18 protein-coding genes are annotated in these 18,702 nt (G+C 53.2%); 1 reads left to right on the plus strand and 17 read right to left on the minus strand.

The features are described 5' to 3' along the window. Positions 1-97 precede the first annotated feature (97 nt). The 14 genes from KE531_05035 to KE531_05100 form a co-directional block, all read right to left on the minus strand. A complete protein-coding gene (locus KE531_05035; GenBank protein ID MBR9952991.1) occupies positions 98-274 on the minus strand; it encodes a hypothetical protein in 177 nt (58 codons plus the stop codon). 68 nt (positions 275-342) lie between these two features. Continuing rightward, on the minus strand, positions 343-1,161 hold the full coding sequence (locus KE531_05040; protein ID MBR9952992.1) for an Rpn family recombination-promoting nuclease/putative transposase: 819 nt from the start codon (positions 1,159-1,161) through the stop codon (positions 343-345). A gap of 316 nt (positions 1,162-1,477) precedes the next feature. Next, complete coding sequence (locus KE531_05045) at positions 1,478-1,690, minus strand: hypothetical protein (protein MBR9952993.1); 213 nt, start codon at positions 1,688-1,690, stop codon at positions 1,478-1,480. Positions 1,691-1,757: 67 nt separating this feature from the next. Then, entirely contained in the window at positions 1,758-2,582 is an 825-nt protein-coding gene (locus KE531_05050) for an Rpn family recombination-promoting nuclease/putative transposase (GenBank protein MBR9952994.1), read from the minus strand. 159 nt (positions 2,583-2,741) lie between these two features. Then, positions 2,742-4,112 carry an MmgE/PrpD family protein gene (locus KE531_05055; GenBank protein ID MBR9952995.1) on the minus strand — a complete coding sequence of 457 codons (1,371 nt, stop codon included), beginning with the start codon at positions 4,110-4,112 and terminating at the stop codon, positions 2,742-2,744. Then, the gene (locus tag KE531_05060; protein MBR9952996.1) at positions 4,103-4,717 is read right to left on the minus strand and encodes a nitroreductase family protein; all 615 of its coding nucleotides are present in this window, start codon (positions 4,715-4,717) and stop codon (positions 4,103-4,105) included. The genes KE531_05055 and KE531_05060 overlap by 10 nt, the downstream gene beginning before the upstream one ends. Before the next feature lie 283 nt (positions 4,718-5,000). Next, positions 5,001-6,344: a hypothetical protein gene (locus KE531_05065; GenBank protein ID MBR9952997.1), complete on the minus strand. Its 1,344-nt coding sequence runs from the start codon at positions 6,342-6,344 to the stop codon at positions 5,001-5,003. Positions 6,345-6,368: 24 nt separating this feature from the next. Then, positions 6,369-7,811 (minus strand): hypothetical protein, encoded by a 1,443-nt coding sequence (locus tag KE531_05070; protein MBR9952998.1) that lies wholly within the window; start codon positions 7,809-7,811, stop codon positions 6,369-6,371. 18 nt (positions 7,812-7,829) lie between these two features. Next, positions 7,830-8,144 (minus strand): hypothetical protein, encoded by a 315-nt coding sequence (locus KE531_05075; protein ID MBR9952999.1) that lies wholly within the window; start codon positions 8,142-8,144, stop codon positions 7,830-7,832. A gap of 112 nt (positions 8,145-8,256) precedes the next feature. Then, positions 8,257-9,186, minus strand: a complete 930-nt coding sequence (locus tag KE531_05080) for an FAD-dependent oxidoreductase (protein MBR9953000.1) — start codon at positions 9,184-9,186, stop codon at positions 8,257-8,259. Positions 9,187-9,220: 34 nt separating this feature from the next. After that, entirely contained in the window at positions 9,221-10,438 is a 1,218-nt protein-coding gene (locus KE531_05085) for a CoA transferase (GenBank protein ID MBR9953001.1), read from the minus strand. A gap of 20 nt (positions 10,439-10,458) precedes the next feature. Beyond that, positions 10,459-11,700 (minus strand): MaoC family dehydratase N-terminal domain-containing protein, encoded by a 1,242-nt coding sequence (locus KE531_05090; protein MBR9953002.1) that lies wholly within the window; start codon positions 11,698-11,700, stop codon positions 10,459-10,461. Positions 11,701-11,756: 56 nt separating this feature from the next. After that, a complete protein-coding gene (locus KE531_05095) occupies positions 11,757-12,971 on the minus strand; it encodes a CoA transferase (GenBank protein ID MBR9953003.1) in 1,215 nt (404 codons plus the stop codon). A gap of 18 nt (positions 12,972-12,989) precedes the next feature. Next, positions 12,990-14,195, minus strand: a complete 1,206-nt coding sequence (locus KE531_05100; protein MBR9953004.1) for a CoA transferase — start codon at positions 14,193-14,195, stop codon at positions 12,990-12,992. Between the two features lie 333 nt (positions 14,196-14,528). Here KE531_05100 and KE531_05105 point away from each other — a divergent pair, with 333 nt between their 5' ends. After that, positions 14,529-15,056, plus strand: coding sequence for a hypothetical protein (locus KE531_05105; protein MBR9953005.1), 528 nt, complete (start codon positions 14,529-14,531; stop codon positions 15,054-15,056). Between the two features lie 35 nt (positions 15,057-15,091). On the opposite strand, the gene KE531_05110 is transcribed toward KE531_05105, so the two are convergent. The 3 genes from KE531_05110 to gcvPA form a co-directional block, all read right to left on the minus strand. After that, positions 15,092-15,610, minus strand: a complete 519-nt coding sequence (locus KE531_05110) for a flavodoxin family protein (GenBank protein ID MBR9953006.1) — start codon at positions 15,608-15,610, stop codon at positions 15,092-15,094. A 99-nt stretch (positions 15,611-15,709) separates the two neighbouring features. Further along, positions 15,710-17,284: an aminomethyl-transferring glycine dehydrogenase subunit GcvPB gene (gcvPB, locus tag KE531_05115; GenBank protein ID MBR9953007.1), complete on the minus strand. Its 1,575-nt coding sequence runs from the start codon at positions 17,282-17,284 to the stop codon at positions 15,710-15,712. Beyond that, entirely contained in the window at positions 17,281-18,696 is a 1,416-nt protein-coding gene (gene gcvPA / locus KE531_05120; GenBank protein MBR9953008.1) for an aminomethyl-transferring glycine dehydrogenase subunit GcvPA, read from the minus strand. The genes gcvPB and gcvPA overlap by 4 nt, the downstream gene beginning before the upstream one ends. Positions 18,697-18,702: the final 6 nt, after the last annotated feature.

Raw genomic sequence — 18,702 nt, forward strand, 5'->3', positions numbered from 1 at the left:
TTTTTTAGATCATACAGAATTATTTTGACAGGGAGAGGCCTATCGGACGGCCCTCCCTGTTTTCTCTTTTGTTATGGCCGGATTTTGGGAATCCGCCTTACTGGTCGAAATCAGACAGATGGAATTTCTCCAGCATTTTCTCCAGATATTCCGGCTCCCTTTTGAGCCTCGAAATATCCGGGGACAAGCCGGCTTCTTCCATCTTTTCCAAGAGCTCCAGAATCCGCTTTTCTCCCAGCTTCCTCTCTTCACCAAGCATCTCCGCAAACAGCATATAACGCTCCTCCATTCTGCGGCTTTTCTTAAGCCCTGCGATTCGCCTTTGGATTTTAGGAATCCGCCTTACTGGTCGAAATCAGACAGATGGAATTTCTCCAGCATTTCCTCCAGATATTCCGGTTCTCTTTTGAGCCTCGGGATATCCGGGGACAGGCCGGCTTCTTCCATCTTTTCCAAGAGCTCCAGAATCCGCTTTTCTCCCAGCTTTTTCCCTTCCTTCCGCTCTTCTCCAAGCATTTCCGCAAACAGCATATAACGCTCCTCCATTCTGCGGCTCTTCTTAAGCCCTGCGATTCGCTCCTGTATTCTGGAAATCAGCGGGTCGTCCGGGAAGTTCCCGGCGCCGTTTCCGTCTCCCACGTAGCGGAGAAACTGCACCAGCTCCGGCGGCACCTCGTCCTCTCTCGCCCCAGCTGTGTTTAAAAACACCCGGCAGGCGCCGTCTTCCAGGCTCCCGCCGCTCTCTAAGCACTGGGCACGGAACGTGTAGCGGAACCGGCCCTCTCCGAAGGGATCGAAGGTACAGAGGAATATGATAAAGCTCTCCGGCAGCGCGTCAAAGCTGTCTCCCGGCTTTAATGCCCCCACATCCATATGGGCCTGATAAAGTCTGCTCCGCTTCGGAAGATTCCCGCGGTTCACCGTCTGCATCTCCACATCAAAGACCGTCCCGGCCCCGTCGTCGGCAAACACGTCCAGCCGGATCCCGCGGTAATCCGAGTTAAACAGAAACGTATTCTCACTCTGCACCCGCACTGCACGGATAGGGATCTCTAAAATCCGCTCCAATACCATCCGGCAAAGTTCTTCGTCCGCCATGGCTGCCGCAAACAGAAACCCGTCTTTAAATTCCAGCTCCTCAAACTTTTTTCTCATCGCAATTTCCGCCTTTCCTCATGGAAGGCGGACAGGCTCTGCCCGTAAGAAAAGTATAGCAGACGCGGCGGCAAAAGGCAATGGAAATGGATTTATCCGTATGTGGAATGCAATCTTTCTTGTCAAAAGGCAGGCAGGAAATCCGGGCAGACAGCCTGCGCCCTCCTGTTTTGGTTTTTGGTTGATTTGTTTCAAGATTTGTTTTAGAATAAACAGCTTGATTTGTTTTTTAGATTATACAGAATTCTTTTGACAGGGAGAGGCCTATCGGACGGCTCTCCCTGTTTTCTCTTTTGTTATGACCGGATTTTGGGAATCCGCCTTACTGGTCGAAGTCAGACAGATGGAATTTCTCCAACATTTTCTCCAGATACCCCGGTTCTCTTTTAAGCCTCGAAATATCCGGGGACAGGCCGGCTTCTTCCATCTTTTCCAAGAGCTCCAGGATTCGGTTTTCTCCCAGCTTTTTTCCTTCCTCTCTGCCTTCTCTTTTCCCTTCCTTCCGCTCTTCTCCAAGCATTTCCGCAAACAGCATATAACGCTCCTCCATTCTGCGGCTTTTCTTAACCCTGCGATTCTCTTTTGGATTTTGGGAATCCGCCTTACTGATCAAAGTCAGACAGATGGAATTTCTCCAACATTTCCTCCAGATACCCCGGTTCTCTTTTAAGCCTCGAGATATCCGGGGACAGGCCGGCTTCTTCCATCTTTTCCAAGAGCTCCAAAATGCGCTTTTCTCCCAGCATCTTCCCTTCTCTTTTCCCTTCCTTCCGCTCTTCTCCAAGCATTTCCGCAAACAGCATATAACGCTCCTCCATTCTGCGGCTTTTCTTAAGCCCTGCGATTCGCTCCTGGATTCTGGAAATCAGCGGGTCGTCCGGGAAATTCCCGGCGCCGTTTCCGTCTCCCACGTAGCGGAGAAACTGCACCAGCTCCGGCGGCACCTCGTCCTCTCTCGCTCCGGCTGTGTTTAAAAACACCCGGCAGGCGCCGTCTTCCAGGCTCCCGCCGCTCTCTAAGCACTGGGCACGGAACGTGTAGCGGAACCGGCCCTCTCCGAAGGGATCGAAGGTACAGAGGAATATGATAAAGCTCTCCGGCAGCGCGTCGAAGCTGTCTCCCGGCTTTAATGCCCCTACATCCATATGGGCCTGATAAAGCCTGCTCCGCTTCGGAAGATTCCCGCGGTTCACCGTCTGCATCTCCACATCAAAGACCGTCCCGGCCCCGTCGTCGGCAAACACGTCCAGCCGGATCCCGCGGTAATCCGAGTTAAACAGAAACGTATTCTCACTCTGTACCCGCACTGCACGGATAGGGATCTCTAAAATCCGCTCCAGTACCATCCGGCAAAGTTCTTCGTCTGCCATGGCTGCCGCAAACAGAAACCCGTCCTTAAATTCCAGCTCCTCAAACTTTTTTCTCATCGCAATTTCCGCCTTTCATTATGGAAGGCGAAACAGGCTCTGCCCGTAAGAAAAGTATAGCAGACGCGGCGGCAAAAGGCAATGGAAACAGAGCTTCTCCCGCACATCAAAGGCGGTCGCAGATGTTAAAACTCTCCGGCCGCCTGGTTCACATTTGCCTTAGCAAATCTCCTTTTCCAGGATCCCCATGATCTCCTCCACCGACTCCAGCTTTTCCAGATTCATCACCAGTTCTATCAGCCGGTTCAAATCCGCTTCGGACATCAGATTCTTCACGTTTGCAACAAATTTATTCTTGATTTCCTCAAAGCCCACAGGATTTCCCGGCGAGCCCTTGAGGTCGTAGACCTCCGTCTCGAGGACACGGCCGTCCTTTAAATAGACCTTTACCTTTGCTCCGCGCTTTTTCGGATAGACGGCCTGTACTGACGGATCCTGCTCCACCGTCACCTTTTCAGCCATCTTTAAGTATTTCGGATTGTTCGTATAGTCCGGATTCAGGTGGCAGACGCCGAAGCCTTTTTCATAGAGGGCAATGGCGATGCCGTAGGCGGAGCTGAATTTCGCCTCGCCGGAGTCCTTCGGCGCCTTGATTTTCCCTGTCAGCGTGCACGCCACCTCGTGTGTCCCGACCCAGACATGATCCACGTCCTCCGGCTCAAAATGGTATTCTTCCATGAGATTTAAAACGCTCTCAATGGCCGGCTGTGCATGGCGGCAGGTGGGGTACATCTTGCTGTATGTGTCGGTAATCAGGTATGTTTCCCCAAGCCCGTCACAGACTGCCCCAAGATCCACGTTCTCGGATTTCGCCTTAAAAAATCCGTCCTTTCCCTCGAAGACGCTGACCGTGCCCTCCATGCCCTGCTTTGCCAGGTACACGGCTTCCATGCCGTTATACGCGGCATTTCCCACCATGACGCATTTGGAAAGCTGGCCTGTCACCGTCGCTTCCATGAGGCCCGACGCATAAAGCCCCGCAAGCCCCAGGGCATTGGCAAGCTGTTCTTTATTAAGCCCCAAAAGCTTTCCGGCAGCCGCAGCCGCCCCCAGGGTGTCGTCGTTGCTGGTGGGATGAAAGCCCTTGTCGATCTGGGCCGGGGCCATGGCGGCCGCAATCCGGTAGACGATGTCGTAGCCGGCCACCACGGCAGGGATGATGTCTTTCCCAGAAAGCCCCTTCTGCTTTGCGATGGTGAACGCCACTGGCACGACGACGGTTCCAGCATGGGCACCGGCGAATTTATGGCCGTCGTCCAGCTCTACCGCGTGGCCGAAGGTGGCGTCAATCATCGCCGCCCGGGCCGCGGGGAATTTCTCATCGCCCGTCGTAAAGGCGGCACAGTCCCCGGTTCCCATTTCCCTGCACGCTGTAAGGAACGGCTCTCTGTACGCCCAGTTTCCAGCGCCAGCCAGAATCGCCCCGATGGAGTCTAAAATCCGCTCCTTTGTGAGCGAAACAATGTCCGCCGGCAAATCTTCATACTTAATATCCGCAATAAAATCGGCAAATTTTTCTGTTATATACATGGCTTTTCCTGCACCTCCTTTAAAACGTCCCGATCCAGACAAATCCGTCCCTCCTTCCTCGCCGCGGCCTTCTGGGGCCTCATGGCCGGATACCCGACGGAAACACTGCCGAAAATGTCTTCCTCTTCTCTGAGTCCAAGCCTCCCGAAAATCTCCCGCACCACCGGTACGTCCGTGAGCCAGTGGGGCTGGTTGCTGAAGCAGGCGCCAAGCCCCAGGGACTCCGCCGCTATCAGGATGTTTTCCAGCCCCATGCAGCAGTTTGCCATGCTGTTGGAGTGGTTTTTCGGCGCGACGGCCGTGATGAGCGTCGGCGCATGGAAAATAAAATGGTAGCCTTCCTGCCTCGCCCGTCGGATGCCTTTTGCCATCATCTCGCCCTCCACGATTTCCCGGGAGGAAAGCTCGTCCCGGATCACCTGGTTTAATTCTTCCATAAGCGCAGGCGACTGGATTACAAGGAAGCGGCTGTTCTGGAGATTGCCGCCGGTGGGCGCATAGAGGGCACATTCCAAAAGCGTTTCGAGCTCCTTATCGCTTATCCGGCGCGGCTCATAGGCGCGGATACTGCGTCTGGAAAGGATGGTTTTTATGGTTTCATTCATACACACAATTCCCCTTTCATAAGAAAGCAATCCGGGACAGACTTCTCCGCCCCGGATCGCCGCAAAACAAAAGCGTAACAGTTCAGCCATACCATTCATAATTGACCGAGCGAAGCGAGGGATACTTCTTGAACGGACGTTCAAGAAGGTGAGGAACGCCATTGGCCGTCAAATTATTCATGTCGGGCGTCCGCCCTATATCCACATACGACAAAATGCTGCTCTGTGAGCAAGCTCCCACGCAGCATTTTGTCATATGTGTCTGCATGGCTGAACTGTTAAATCATATCTTAAAAAGATTGCAGAGCCCGAACACTGCCGCTATCGAGGTGGCAATCATCATGATAATGGCAAGGATAAACTGCTCCTTTACCAGCTTCTGGCTCAGCTCGTCATCCGGCGCAAGGCCTACAAACTGGGCGCCTGCCGTGGAGAACGGAGAAATCGGCGTTGCAAGGGCGCCGATCTGGGCCGCTGCGTAGAGGGCCACCACATTGACGCCGGTAGCTGCCGAAAGGGCCGGCACCATCGGGAACAGAAGCGGAAGCACCACGCTCGTTCCACTGGCAAAGATGCTTAAGAACGCCGCCACCAGACAGAATACCGGTGCAATTAAGAAGGTCGGGATGTTTCCGCCTTCAAACAGCGCCACAACGGCATCCAAAAGGCCGGCCTTTTTGGCAAGCTCCATCAAGAAGCACACACCGGCAATGGTAAACACCGTTCCCATGGGAAGCTTCTGAAGAACCTTCTTCGTGCTGGCCAGGTTCATGATGCTGGCAATCAGGGCGAAGATTATCAGGATGGCCTGCGGCTTGCAGAGCTTCACCAGGTTCTGAAAGAACGGATTGTCAATGGGCGCCAGCGTGTCGATCACGTTGGGAATCACCAAGAGGAAGAAGGACACGAAAATCAACGTCAGCGTCTTCTTCTGCACCGGTGAAAAGGCCTCCGGCTTTTTATCCAGGATATCCAGGTTCTTCGCTGTTCCTCCGGCTGTTTTCTTTCCGCGGATCAGCTTATAAACCACGTAAAACAGCACCAGGAATAAAATCTTATTGATAATAAACGTGGCATAGCTTAACAGATACGTCTGAATCGCCATGTCGGCGGCCACGCCGCTCTCCTCCACGAGGCCGTAGAGGACGACGCCGGTGCCCGTCCACGGGTTCTGGGTGCCGCAGTTGTAGCCGGTGTCGATGGCGAAAACCATGAGAAGCGGGTCGATGCCCACCTGCGCGCAGACGGCGTAGCCCAGAGGCGCCAAAAGCACGATGGTACCGGGGCCGGCGCCTAAAAGGCCGAGCACAAAGGCAATAAAGGCGAAGGCAAAGGGCAGTGCCTCGATGGTTTTGCGGAACTTATAAAGCATCTTGCTTCCGAGAAGCGTAAGCGTCCCGTTTTCCCTGGCAAAGCCGTAGAACATGGCCGATGCCAGAAGAAAGAAAATCAGGCTGTCCGGCCAGTAGCCGAACACGGAGGAAGCCGAAGCCCCCATGCCAAGGCATCCGATTAAGAACGCAAAGGCCATGGCGATCAGGCCCATGTTGATCCCGGTCTTAAAGCAGATACCGATAGAAATCACGATTGCAATGAGACAAAGCACCAAAACTGCTGAATCATTCATAAGCTGTATCCCCCACATCTTCCCTTATTTTTTAGCGTTCTCCAGGAGTTCATCCCAGTTTGCCGGCAGCTCGATCTTCTTGCTGGTCGGCCAGCCCATGAAGCCGTTCTGGGCGCCGATGATGACATGATCCCTTGCCGGGTCGCCGCTGATGATCAGCTGGAAATCATTGGGATCGGCTACCATCTGGATGAAGCGGTTCTCGCCTTTATCCGTCAGGTTCCCGTTCTCGTCGTAGAATTCCAGCTCGCCGTTTTCGTTGACCTTAAAGTCGCCGTACTCCTCGGCGGTTCCGATAAACTCCGGCCAGTTGCCCTGCATGACGCCTGTCTGGAACCGCTCCGCAAGGCGGTTGCTTAAGTTCCAGAGACGGAACTTCGCATTTCTGGCAAAGTGTTCCTTTACCATCTCCTTCGTGTATCCCTCTTTGATGAGAGAGTCCACGATAGTCGGTGTCAGAACCACGAGCGGCATCACGTGCTGGCCGCGGAAGAAGAACTGGATGAACATGTGGTTGTCTGCCATACGCTTTTCGATGGCCGTCAGGATGCCCTCTGCCGTCGGCCAGCCCACCTCGATGGCCTGCGTCCTCTCGGTACAGGTCATGACGGTAATCACGCTGTCCTCCTTCGCAAAGCCGCGGTCGACGCGGTACGGCTGCCAGCCGATGGACTCCAGATAGTCGTCGTTTTCTGCCAGGACGATGCGGAAGTTGTCGCCGTAGCAGCCTTTGTCCGTCTTATGGGGCAGGAAGCCGCAGACGTTCCGCAGATACATGCGCCAGAAGCGGCCGATGCTGGTGTTGGCCTGGAAGCCCGGTCTTAAGGCGCCCTGGGTGCAGTTAAAGTTTAAATCCTTTACAAGCTTTCCGCTTATGATAATCATGACCTCGGTGGCCGGCGTATGTCCCAGGTTTTCCTGTGCGAAATACGGGTCGCAGAGAGCCTCGGCGACGGCTAACAGCACCGGCATGTACTCGGGACGGCACCCGCTCATGACGCCGTTTACCGCCACGCTCCAGACCGTAGCCTCGCGGTTCTCCGGCTTTACAATGCCGAGCACCTCTTCCGGCTTCCGGTCGGTATATTTTAAGAATTCGTCCACCTTTTCCAGGGTCGGCGGCACAATCGGAAGTCCCTCGCTCCATTCCTTTTCCAGGAAATATTCGTTGACTTCCTCGTAGGTGCCGGAGAAAATAATATCCCGCAGGCCAGGCTCTTTTTTCTTCTTTGCGTCGGCCGGCTGGACGGTCAGGCCCTTAATCACCTGATCGAGCATGACGTCGACGGCATTCTGGTAGACCTTCTCGTTCTCCGTTGTGTTGACGTGGCCCGGATGGGTCGCGTAGGGCAGGTTCGGATATCCCTCGCCCTTGGCCGTAAAGCTGCCTGCCATCTTAAATCCATCACAGCAGAGCGTTACGGTGGGAATTCCCAGCTTTTCAACAAGAATACTTGCACGCGTCACGGCGGCGATACAGCTCCCTCAGCAGCCGACCCCGCAGATGACGGCGTCCACGCCGAAGTCCTTTAATTTCTGCGGCAGTTCCGCGAGAACCTGACGCTCGTTGGCGCCGTGGATTTCCCCGAACTCCCTCCAGCTTATGAGCTTGATGCCCGGAAACCGCTTCGGAAGCTCCGCTTCAAACGCCTCGAACATGATGTCGCCCTTGAACACCCAGTCCCAGAGCTCTGCAACCACTTTCCCCTCCAGGGACTTTAACCGCTTTGCAAGCTTCATGCCCTGTACGGTGCTTTTCCCGCTTGGCCACACCACATCGTACTGATTTGTGCTGCTCATTCTTTCTCCTCCTTTTGGTTTGTTTAGACTAACCGTCATATGGAACCATATCGGAAAAAAGCCATGCCGGCCGGCAATCTCACCGGCCGCCGGCTTCTTCACTCAAAAAATATCAGTCTTCCAGCGTGTTTAAATACCGCCCAAGGCTCATGGCTGCCGTCACGCCGTCGCCCACGGCCGTCGCCATCTGTGCCGGGGAATTCTGGCGGATGTCGCCGGCCGCATAAAGGCCAGGCATCTCCGTTCCCATGTCTGCGCCCACCGGAATCTGTCCTGCCGGCGTCAGCTCGATGGTGCCTTTTAAATAGGAAGTGTTCGGCAGCATCCCCACGCGGACATAGATGCCCTGTACGTCAAGGACGCGCTCCTCGCCGCTTTCCCGGTCGCAGACCTTCACGCCGTTCACCCACTCGCCGTCGCCCAGGATCTCTTTGATCTCCGTGTTGACGATCAGCTCGATGTCCGGATTTTCCTCGGCGCGGTCTAAAAGCACCTGGGACGCTTTCGGTTTCTCCATGAATTCCACAATCGTCACCTTGCAGCCAAGCTTCACAAGGTACAGGGCCGCCGTCAGGCCGCTGTCCCCGGCGCCTGCCACGACGACCGGCTTGCCCTCGCATAAGGGGCCGTCGCAGGTTTCGCAGTAAAATACGCCTTTCCCGGAAAGCTCTGCCTCGCCCGGGATATTTAAAAGCCGCGGATGGGAACCGGAGGCTGCAATCACGCCCTTGCAGGTGTAGGAACCGTCTGTGGTCTTTACAATCTTATAATTTCCCTTGTCCTGGATGGCCGTCACCTCTCCGGACTCCACCTCGGCGCCGGCGTTTCCGGCCTGTTCCAGCATGGCAGACGCCAGATCCGGCCCCATGACGCCCTCGCCGAAGCCAGGATAGTTTTCGATAAGCTGGCGGTTCATCATCTCGCCGCCCATTCCGCCTTTTTCAATAATCATCGTCTCAAACCCGCTGCGGCTCGTGTAGATGCCGGCAGCCAGCCCGGCGCAGCCGGAACCGATAATAATCACGTCGTAATCTGTAAACATAACCAAACCTCCCAAATACAGGGGCATATGCCCGTCAGTAAATGACCTTTTTTTCTATCAACTGCCGGATTTCTTTCTCTTTCATCCCGAGAAGTCCTCCGAACACCTTAAAATTGTCCTCGCCGATGTTGGGCCCCGCCTTAAAAACGCCGGCCGGTGTCTCAGAAAACTTCCAGGCCGGCCCCATGACGATCTGCTCGCCAAGCCGCGGATGTTCCACCGGGACGAAAAGCTCCCTGGCCTTTGTGTGGGGATCCGTAAGGATTTCTTCCGCATCAAAGGACGGCATGGCGGCGACTCCGTCCTTCTGGAGCCGTTCCATCAGCTCATAGTGGGAAAACTCCTTCGTCCAGGCTTCCATATGCCCGTCCAGCTCTCTCCTGTTTTTCCACCGGCTATATGCATTTCCATACTTTTCCCCATCAAGAGCCCAGGCCGGGTTTCCCATGGCATTTACAAGCGCCGCCCACTCCGCATCGGTTTTCACGGCGATGCTGATCCATTTGTCGTCTCCCTTGCAGCGGTAGACGCCGTGTGGCGCCATGATTTCATCGTCGTTCCCGCACCGCTTCTTCGAGCGGCCGTTCATGGTAAAATCCATGAGCTCCGGCCCGATGAGGGAGCTCATGCACTCTGACGAGGAAATGTCAATGTACTGGCCCTCACCCGTCTTTTTCTTATGGTAAAGGGCCGCAAGAAGCGTAAAGGCCGTCAGCGTCCCGACCCGCATATCCTGAACGCCGCTCATGACGTTGGGCTCGCCGTCCTCATAGCCGGTTAAGTACGCCAGGCCGCCGAAGGAAGCGAAAATCGGCGCAAACCCGGCAAAGCTCTTATAAGGCCCCGTGGAGCCGAAGCCGGAGGACTCCACCATGATGATGTCCGGCTTCACCTTCTTAAAATCCTCATAGCCGAGCCCCAGCTTTTCCATCTTCCCCGGCCGCATGTTGGCAATCACCACGTCACACTGGCTCACGATCTTTTTCGCAAGCTCTGCCCCCTCGGCCGTTTTGATGTCGAGGGAGACACCGAGCTTGTTTAAATTTGCATTGTTGAAGGTGGGGGAATAATTGAGGCCGTCAAAATTGTCCGTATCCATCATCGTGCCTTTTCTCGTCTGGTCAATCCGGACGCGGCTTTCAATTTTTATGACCTCCGCCCCCAGAAAGGATAACAGCGTGCCTGCATAAGGCCCCGCCCAGATCCAGCTAAAGTCCGCGATCCGGATGCCTTTTAGCGCCTGCTTTCCCATGGAAACCAACCTCCGTTAAATTAAAGTCTCTTGTCGTAAGCTTCTCTGGAAACCAGTTTCACGACATAATCGGATTTCGTGTGCAGGACGCCGTCCTGGTTCTCGCCCCAGACGTTGATTAAAACCACATGGTCGCCGTCCTCGTCCACGTATTTCTTTGCAACTTTGCCTTTGACATACGTCATATCACCGAAGAATACCATTCTTCTGTCCTGGGAATCCACGGATTTTACGAAGCCGTCGTCGCCCATCCAGTCGGTTACGGCATGGACAAGCATCATCTCGTTCTGTGCCCCGGCGGAATTTGCATACGGATAGCCGAAGATATGGGCCGCATGGTCGGTGTAGTGCCAGTCACGGCGTAAAATATATTCATTGGTCTCCGGATCTCTCGGATGCGCCTGAAGATGGTTTCTCATGACGGCCCACTTGATGGCGTATGCGTACGGATAGCAGCTCACCATGGTTCGGGCGCAGGCGTCGGATACGTCCACCGGCCCCTTGATGACGGTCGGGATTTCCTCGCCTTCCACGACGTCCTCCCAGTAACGGATCTTGGCGCCGCGGCGGTTCTTTCCCGCAAGCTGGTCGTCGTAGGCGGCATGGATCATGTCGATCATCTCGTCACTGTACGGCTTTCTTACTTTATCCTGGTACATCTTGGCTTCTTTCTTCTTTCCGCGTTTTCCCGGCGGCGTCGCCATATAAATATTTCTATGTACCTCGATGGCGGCCACCTCATCCCTCTGGTTGATGTAATAGCGCGGCGCGCTCTCGATAAACATGCGGTACGGTTTGTCCTTTACCTGCTTCTCTACAAAGCCCTCGTACTTGTCGTAGATGGTGAAACTGTCGCCGGGGCGGATCGGCTGCTTGTAAATGTGCTTGCTGCCGCCTGCCAGACGGGCAATGCCCGGGACACGGAGGCGTCCGCCGAAGGAAGAACCGAAGGCGATGCTGGTCTCGAAAAGCGGCGGTGCGATGAAACCGCCCCAGCGGGTGCTCTGAATGTAGGTGGGATCTCTCCAGAACGGGCTCGGATCGCCGATGGCGTCGGCAAAGTGGCGGATTAAATCCTCGGTTACATATTTATAGTTGATGCCTCTGACGTACTCGTCGTCCATGATGGCAAAGGACGGCGGCGGGAGCACGACCTCCCCGCGCCCCTTGTTGAACTCTTCCACCTTTTCGTCCAGGCGTTTGTTCCAGTCTTCGTCCGATAAATGATCCCAGTCATATCTCTCGTCATAAACTGCTGCCATGTTTGAAAGCTCCTTTCGCGTATAATTTTTTCTATGTGATATAAACTTTTCTATATTTACCAGATAACCTCGGCTTCCTTAAGCCGTTCGATTTCCTCTTTCGGCATGCCAAGCAGGTTCCCGAACACGTCGTCGTTGTCCTCGCCGAGAAGCGGGCCGGCCTTTCGGATTCTTGCCGGTGTCTCGGAAAATCTCCACGCCGGCTTCATGACCGTCTGGTCGCCGAGGGCCGGGTAGTTGACCGTCGTAAACAGCTCCCTGTCCTTCGTGTGGGCATCCGTTAAAATCTCTTCCGCACTGAAGGACGGCATGGCCGCGACGCCTGCCTCCTGAAGCATTTTCATGACCTCGTAATGGGTGTAATCCTTCGTCCACTCGGACATGTGGGCGTCCAGTTCCTTCCGGTTCTGCCATCTGCTGTACGCGTCGCCGTACTTTTCGTCCATGGCCCAGTCAGGATTTTCCATGACATTACAGAGCGCCTTCCACTCTTCGTCCGTGGCAACCGCGATGCTGACCCATTTGTCGTCGCCCTTTGTGCGGTAGCAGTTGTGGGGCGCCATGATGGCATCCTCGTTTCCGTGGCGGAACGGGGAGCGGCCGTTCATGGTGTATTCCATTAACTCCGGGCCAACTAAGACGCTTAAACACTCCGAAGAGGAAAGGTCGATGTACTGGCCCTCGCCTGTTTTCTTTTTGTGAAGCAGCGCCGCAATCAGGATGAAGGCGGAGATCGTTCCTGCACGCATGTCCTGGACGCCGCTCATGACGTTGGGCGTTCCGTCCTCGTAGCCGGTTAAGTACGCCAGGCCGCCGAAAGAGGCGAAAATCGGCGCGAAGCCGGCAAAGCCCTTATAGGGGCCGGTTGCTCCGAAGCCGGAGGACTCCAACATGATAATATCCGGCTTTACGGCCTTTAAATCTTCGTAGCCAAGCCCAAGCTTTGCCATTTTCCCCGGGCGCATGTTGGCAACCACCACGTCGCATTTTTCCACGATTTTCTTTGCCAGGGCAGCGCCTTCCGGCTTTGTGATGTCGACGGTAACACCCTGCTTGTTGAGATTGGCGTTGTTGAAGGTCGGGGAGGAATCGTATCCGCTGAAGTTGTCTCCGTTCATGATGGAGCCCTTTCTCGTCTGGTCGATTCTTCCGTGGCTTTCAATTTTTATGACCTCGGCTCCCATGTAGGAAAGGAGGGAGGTGGCATAGGGGCCGGCCCAGACCCAGCTAAAATCGGCAATTCGGATTCCCTTTAAAGCATCTTTGAACATCTGCTCTTCCTCCTTCTCTTAGATGACTCCGGCTTCCTTAAGCCGCACGATGTCTTCCTTCGCGTAGCCGAGGGCGCCGTAAATTTCTTCGTTGTCCTGCCCAAGGAGCGGGGCGCCGAAATTGTCTTTGGGAGTCATGGTGGAAAGCTTATAGGGAAGTCCCGGATACATGAGCTTTCCGGCCGCCGGATGGTCGATTTCCTCGAAAAATTCCCTGGCCTTCGTCTGCGGGGAGTTATAAACCTGCTCGGCCGAACAGATGGGTGCGCACGCTGTCCCGGCCTTCTGGATCTTAAAGAACAGCTCCTCGGTATCGTACTTTAAGGCCTCCTCCCGCAGATGCTTTTTCACCTCATCAAAATGGGTATCACGGAGTTTCTGGGTGCTGAAAATTTCCTCTTTGCTCCACTCCGGGTAACCCAGGGCCTCCATGATGCCCTGCCACTGCTTTTCCGGGTAGAGGACAATGATGATGTAGCCGCCGTCTTTACACTGTACCAACGTATCGCGGACACGGTTTACGCCGACGCGGGACGGGCTTTTTCCGATCATGTAGTAACGGACGATGTTCATGCGCTCCAAGCACATCAGGGCTTCCTGTCTGGAAATATCGATGTACTGGCCGGTGCCGCCGCACTCTCTCCAGTAAACCGCGCCCATGATTCCCGTGGCCGCATAGACGCCGATGTCGCTCTCGCCCACATAGCCGCCGCCCTTGATGGGCTCTCTGTCTGCGTTGGGCGATGCCGCCGGAAGCACGTAGCCGGCGCCGCTTGCATGGTATGTATTCAGATAATAGGATTTATAATCGCGGTAGGGGCCTGTCTGCCCGAACGGCGTGATGGAAGCCATGATTAAGGACGGGTTTAATTCCTTTAAGACGGAATAATCCAGACCGTAGCCCTCCATGGTGCCGGGGCGCGTGTCCTCCACCAGGACGTCGGCTTCCTTAATAAGTTCTTTAAAGATTTCGCGGCCTTTTTCCGATTCCAGGTTCAAGGTCACGCCTTTTTTGTTGGTGTTGTGGTACAAAAACAGTCCGGAAAGCTCGGGGTTCGGGTCGTCGTGAAGATACGGCCCTCTTCTTCGCGCTTCGTCACCTTCCGGTCTTTCAATTTTAATTACCTCGGCTCCGAGGTCGGCAAGCATCTTGGTGCAAAAAGGCCCGGAAACAAATTCACAGTATTCCACGACTTTAAGCCCGCTCAACGGTCCTGCTGCCATTCTCGCTCAACTCCTTTCAAAAACTGCCGGTTTCTGGCTGCGGCTGGTAATACATCTGTGGTGTGAGATGATGATTTTTATAAACTAACGATGTTAGCTTGATTATATAGCTAACATCGTTAGTTTGTCAAGATATGTTTTGCTTATTTTTGGTGCTTTCTTCTTGGGGATTTTTCATGGCAAATGCCGGGGAATGTGATAGAATAAGCGCAAAGCGGTTATTCTATCTGCGCATGCCGGTTTTTGCGTTCACCGCAAAAAGCCGGGCGCTAAAATCCGCCGGAGACTCATGGCCGCGCAGCGGACATGATAGAATATGTTTGGGGTGGAATTATGAAGAAATCATGCAGGATATTCTGGTTCGAGAATGAAATCGTGAAACAATGCGTTGTCTCAAAGGATCGTTTTCATAAAGTGAGCGGGAACCAATGGGAAAAAATTTATCAGACGATTGCAGAGAAGTATGCAGATAAAACAAAGACATGGAAAAACGGCCTGCACTGGGCCAACACGAATGGTTATAGCCCTAAAAGCATGAAGCATTTTCTGGGGTGTTATTCCGTTTCGTATTCGACATGGTTCTATGATTTGCCTCGGATCATATCAGAGGACGGGATGGTTTATTTCTTGATTGACAGGGGCGGGGACTTACATGACGGGGAATGTTTCTGGATTTTTGAAAGTCATGTTCCTGAATTGGTAAAAGTGCTTGAACTGCTGAATCAAACGGCTTTTCTGAATACGGGCTGGCCCGATTATTATCTTGTCTCAAAAAAGTTTCGCTGGATCATTGGTTTCAATCATCATGATATCGTTACCTGTGTCGGCGAGGGGTTAAATACACGTTTCCTTAAGCGTTAGGGCTGCACGGTTTGGACGCCGCGCAGCCCCAGTTTTTACAGGCTCTTTCCAAGCTGGTACATTTCCTGTTCTTTTTCCGGTGATTTGTTCTGATCGCCGAAGGCAGTGACAATTCCCATGTCCTCTAACTTCAGATAATCCAGGAAGGAATTCTGGTATTCGTAAATGGCCCCGCCGTACACCTCATCGCTTCCGGAGCTTAGAATCAGCGCGGCTTTTTTCAGGTTCTTCGGCTTATCCAGCGCGTAAATGCGGTTTATGGCGCACTGAAGCTGTCCCGTAAAGCTGTGGTAGTAAACCGGAGACGCCAGGACGATCATCTCGGCTTCCTCCAAAAGGGGATAGACCTCGCTCATGTCATCTTTCTGGATGCAGCTCCCGTTCCCCTTCGTATGGCAGTATTCGCAGGCAAGACAGCCGGCGATTTTCTTCTGACAGACGGGAACGACCGTCACCTGGTGGCCTTTTTCTTCGGCGCCTTTTTTAAATGCATCAACCAGGAATGCTGTGTTTCCGCTGGGACGCGGGCTTCCGTTTAAGACTAAAATTTTCATTGTATTTGCCCTCCGATCTGTGTGGATGTTTTTGGGTTTTTCTGCTTTCAGTATAGCTTAAGGGGGAGGGGAGGGCAAATACTTCGTTGGTATGGTTTGTTATAGGTGGGAGGTATGGGTGGCAGCCGCATTCTCCTTCTCATGACGTTGATATGCTCTCCAGGTAGTCGCCAGAAGATGCGGATTATGGAGATATTCTTCCCGTATTTGTGAGGAAAGGGCTGCATGATGCGGGGCCGTTTTCACCAGTTCGGGATTGCTGTACGCCTCTTCCGATATCATATGGAAAATATCTGCAAATTCATCTATATCCGCTTTTGAATACGTTTCACATGGTTCCGGCGTAAACGGCTCCGGAATAATCTGGGGATGATGACTGGAAAAATAGCTTTGGAGCCCATAATCAACCACGCGGCGGTCAATGTCCTCCGTTGTCACCCCGGTATCAGCCGTCAGTTTTTCCCAGCTTAAGCGCGACTGATCCACACGCCTGACTCCTTCTGCCCATGGCAAGGACAAGCCCTTCACATCGGAAAGTCTGGATAAAAGATAGTTATTGTTGAGAATGGAAAGTTCCGCTACATCTTTTAATCCTTCGGCCCCCAATGTCCTGATATATGCATAGGCGCGCAGCACCACGGATGGATTCCCAAAAAACTTTCTGAGCTTTCCGATGCTGTCTGGCCGGTTATAATCGAAACAGTATTTTTCTCCGTCAAAGCGGATCGCCGGCGATGGAAGAAACGGCTCAAGTTTGCTGACGACTCCCTGTGCCCCGCAGGCAGGCCCCTGGCATCCATGCGGAGAAGAGAAAGATTTGTGAAGGTTGTAATGGCACATATCGAATCCAGCTTCCCGGGCTCTCGTAATTCCAAACAGACCATTCAGGTTGGCCTGATCATAGATACACAGACCGCCAACAGAATGTACCGCATCCACAATTTCACGTATATTGGGATTATATAATCCGGTATCCTCCGGGTTAGTAATCATCAAACCTGCGGTTCTGGGAGAGACAGCAGCTTTCAGTGCCTCCAGATCCGGCAGTCCGTCTTTACCAGGCATTAGGGTAATAACCTTATACCCAGCAGTAGATGCAGCTCCGGGATTGCCCGGATGGGACAGAATCGTGGTAATGACCTCGTCCCTCTGCTCTCCCGGATGTACTTTCTGATGGTATGCACGCATGACAAGAACATTGGAAAAAATTGCCTGGCTGCCGCCCCCTGGAAACAGGCAAAAAGCGTCCATACCGGAAATTTCTTTCAAATATGTTTCCGTGAGGTACATAATTTCCAGAATCCCCTGTACTGTGGATTCCGGCTGGCAGGGATGAAGATCCCGGATTTGAGGGCTTCCTGCAAATTTTTCATGGATGACCGGATTGTACTTCATCGTACATGTTCCCAGACCGATGTCAATATCAAATGCAGCGCCCATGGTTTCCTGAGAAAGCCGAAGATAGTGCCTGTAAAGCTGCGGCTGTGAAAGCTCAGGAAGCTTTGGTTCATCTTCCCGCTTTAAAGTGTTCGGAAGGAGTTCCGATATTTCTTCGGACTGTTCCACGATCTCTTCATCCATCTCTGGAAGAAGTATTCCTCGCTCTCCCGGGCTTCCCATCTCCATGATAATCGGTTCCTGCCATCTGGCCTCATGGAATTTTCTCTGCTTCATACGTTTCCCCCCTCTGCCGCCTGTTTTAAAAGCTCATAAAGACGCTGTATCTCCTGCCTGCTTGTCAGCTCGCTGATACAAAAAAGGGCGCTTTGCCCCAACCAGGGAAAATCAGAAGAAAGATCCTTACCGCCAAATACTCCATGTTCCAGAAGGAACTTATGAATCTCTTCCACAGTCTTTCCCGTGGAATCATAGTTGATAATAAACTCCTGAAACGGATGACCGCCCAGCGGATTCACGCTGATTCCTTGAATCCTCGATAAGATTCGGATCGCATAATCCGTCTTTCTCATGATCTGCTCGCCCAATTCCTTCATTCCCTGCGGCCCCATTAAGCCAAGATAAACGCCTGCAACAATGGCCCACAAGCCAGAAGCCGTTCCAAAATACTCCTTGGCACGTTCCCTGCTGCCATGGGAACACCGTTCATTCAGAGCCCGCCCCCATCCAAACTCGTTCTCATGCTCCGTCTTCGCAATCCCGTACAGATATGTGGGAATTTCATTTATATATTTCGGATCATCACGGACGGCAAGAAAGCCGGCACAGCCGCCTCCATAATGCATACCGATGCCCAAAGGCTGGATATCGCCGCATACAATATCCGCCCCGTAATCAGCCGGGCTTTTTAAAATACCAAGGGATATAATCTCCGGGCATACGATAAAAACAGCACCAGAGCCATGAGCAAGTTCTCCTATTTCTTCCGCTTCTTCTTCAAAAAAACCAAGATAAGACGGATTTTCCAGAAACACGGCTGCGGTTTTATCCGAAAGCATGGTTTTCAGTTCGTGTTTATCCATGCGGCCTGTTTTGGGATTGCACCCTATCAGGCGGATATTTCCGCTGCTTTTACAGTATTCGCGCGCCTGGGAAAGGATCTCCGGGTTCGTTGTAGAAGGCAGCAGCAAATCCACCCTGCCCTGTGATGCCCCAATTCTTAAGGCCATTCTGAGTGCAGAGCATATAGCCTGTCCGGCATCATAAGTGGTATAGCTGACTACATCGAGATTTAACAATTCTCCCATCATGCTCTGGTATTCAAAAATTGCCTGCATTTTCCCATGATCGGAATACGTGTCTCCACAGTACGCCGTCAGAAATTCCGCACGTCCGGCAATCTCATCGCAGACAGCCGGAACCAGATGCCGATAGCAGCCAGCCCCCAGAAAACTGCTGTTTTTCCCGCAGGAAATATTTTGTTCCAGCAGTTTTTCCATATGGCGCGACAATGTGTACTCATCCCGAATCGGTTCCGGCAGTTGAAGCGGCCTATGAAGCAGCAGTTCTTCCGGTATGATGTCCTGGTATAATTCTTTTATTTCAGAGATGCCAAGGGCGTCCAGCATCTGCTGCTTGTTTGCCGGCGCACTGTTGGGCATATAGGGATATGCCTGCTGATTACCCATAAGAAT

The sequence above is a fragment of the Eubacteriaceae bacterium Marseille-Q4139 genome (assembly GCA_018223415.1).
GTDB lineage: Bacteria > Bacillota > Clostridia > Lachnospirales > Lachnospiraceae > CABSIM01.

Coding starts and splice junctions, on each gene's coding strand:
- KE531_05035 (MBR9952991.1), bottom strand. CDS start 274: ATGCTGTTTGCGGAGATGCTTGGTGAAGAGAGGAAGCTGGGAGAAAAG.
- gcvPB (MBR9953007.1), bottom strand. CDS start 17,284: ATGAAGCAGAGAAAATTCCATGAGGCCAGATGGCAGGAACCGATTATC.
- KE531_05075 (MBR9952999.1), bottom strand. CDS start 8,144: ATGAGCAGCACAAATCAGTACGATGTGGTGTGGCCAAGCGGGAAAAGC.
- KE531_05110 (MBR9953006.1), bottom strand. CDS start 15,610: ATGAAAATTTTAGTCTTAAACGGAAGCCCGCGTCCCAGCGGAAACACA.
- KE531_05080 (MBR9953000.1), bottom strand. CDS start 9,186: ATGTTTACAGATTACGACGTGATTATTATCGGTTCCGGCTGCGCCGGG.
- KE531_05045 (MBR9952993.1), bottom strand. CDS start 1,690: ATGCTGTTTGCGGAAATGCTTGGAGAAGAGCGGAAGGAAGGGAAAAGA.
- KE531_05050 (MBR9952994.1), bottom strand. CDS start 2,582: ATGAGAAAAAAGTTTGAGGAGCTGGAATTTAAGGACGGGTTTCTGTTT.
- KE531_05100 (MBR9953004.1), bottom strand. CDS start 14,195: ATGGCAGCAGGACCGTTGAGCGGGCTTAAAGTCGTGGAATACTGTGAA.
- KE531_05065 (MBR9952997.1), bottom strand. CDS start 6,344: ATGAATGATTCAGCAGTTTTGGTGCTTTGTCTCATTGCAATCGTGATT.
- KE531_05090 (MBR9953002.1), bottom strand. CDS start 11,700: ATGGCAGCAGTTTATGACGAGAGATATGACTGGGATCATTTATCGGAC.
- KE531_05085 (MBR9953001.1), bottom strand. CDS start 10,438: ATGGGAAAGCAGGCGCTAAAAGGCATCCGGATCGCGGACTTTAGCTGG.
- KE531_05095 (MBR9953003.1), bottom strand. CDS start 12,971: ATGTTCAAAGATGCTTTAAAGGGAATCCGAATTGCCGATTTTAGCTGG.
- KE531_05105 (MBR9953005.1), top strand. CDS start 14,529: ATGAAGAAATCATGCAGGATATTCTGGTTCGAGAATGAAATCGTGAAA.
- gcvPA (MBR9953008.1), bottom strand. CDS start 18,696: ATGGGTAATCAGCAGGCATATCCCTATATGCCCAACAGTGCGCCGGCA.
- KE531_05055 (MBR9952995.1), bottom strand. CDS start 4,112: ATGTATATAACAGAAAAATTTGCCGATTTTATTGCGGATATTAAGTAT.
- KE531_05060 (MBR9952996.1), bottom strand. CDS start 4,717: ATGAATGAAACCATAAAAACCATCCTTTCCAGACGCAGTATCCGCGCC.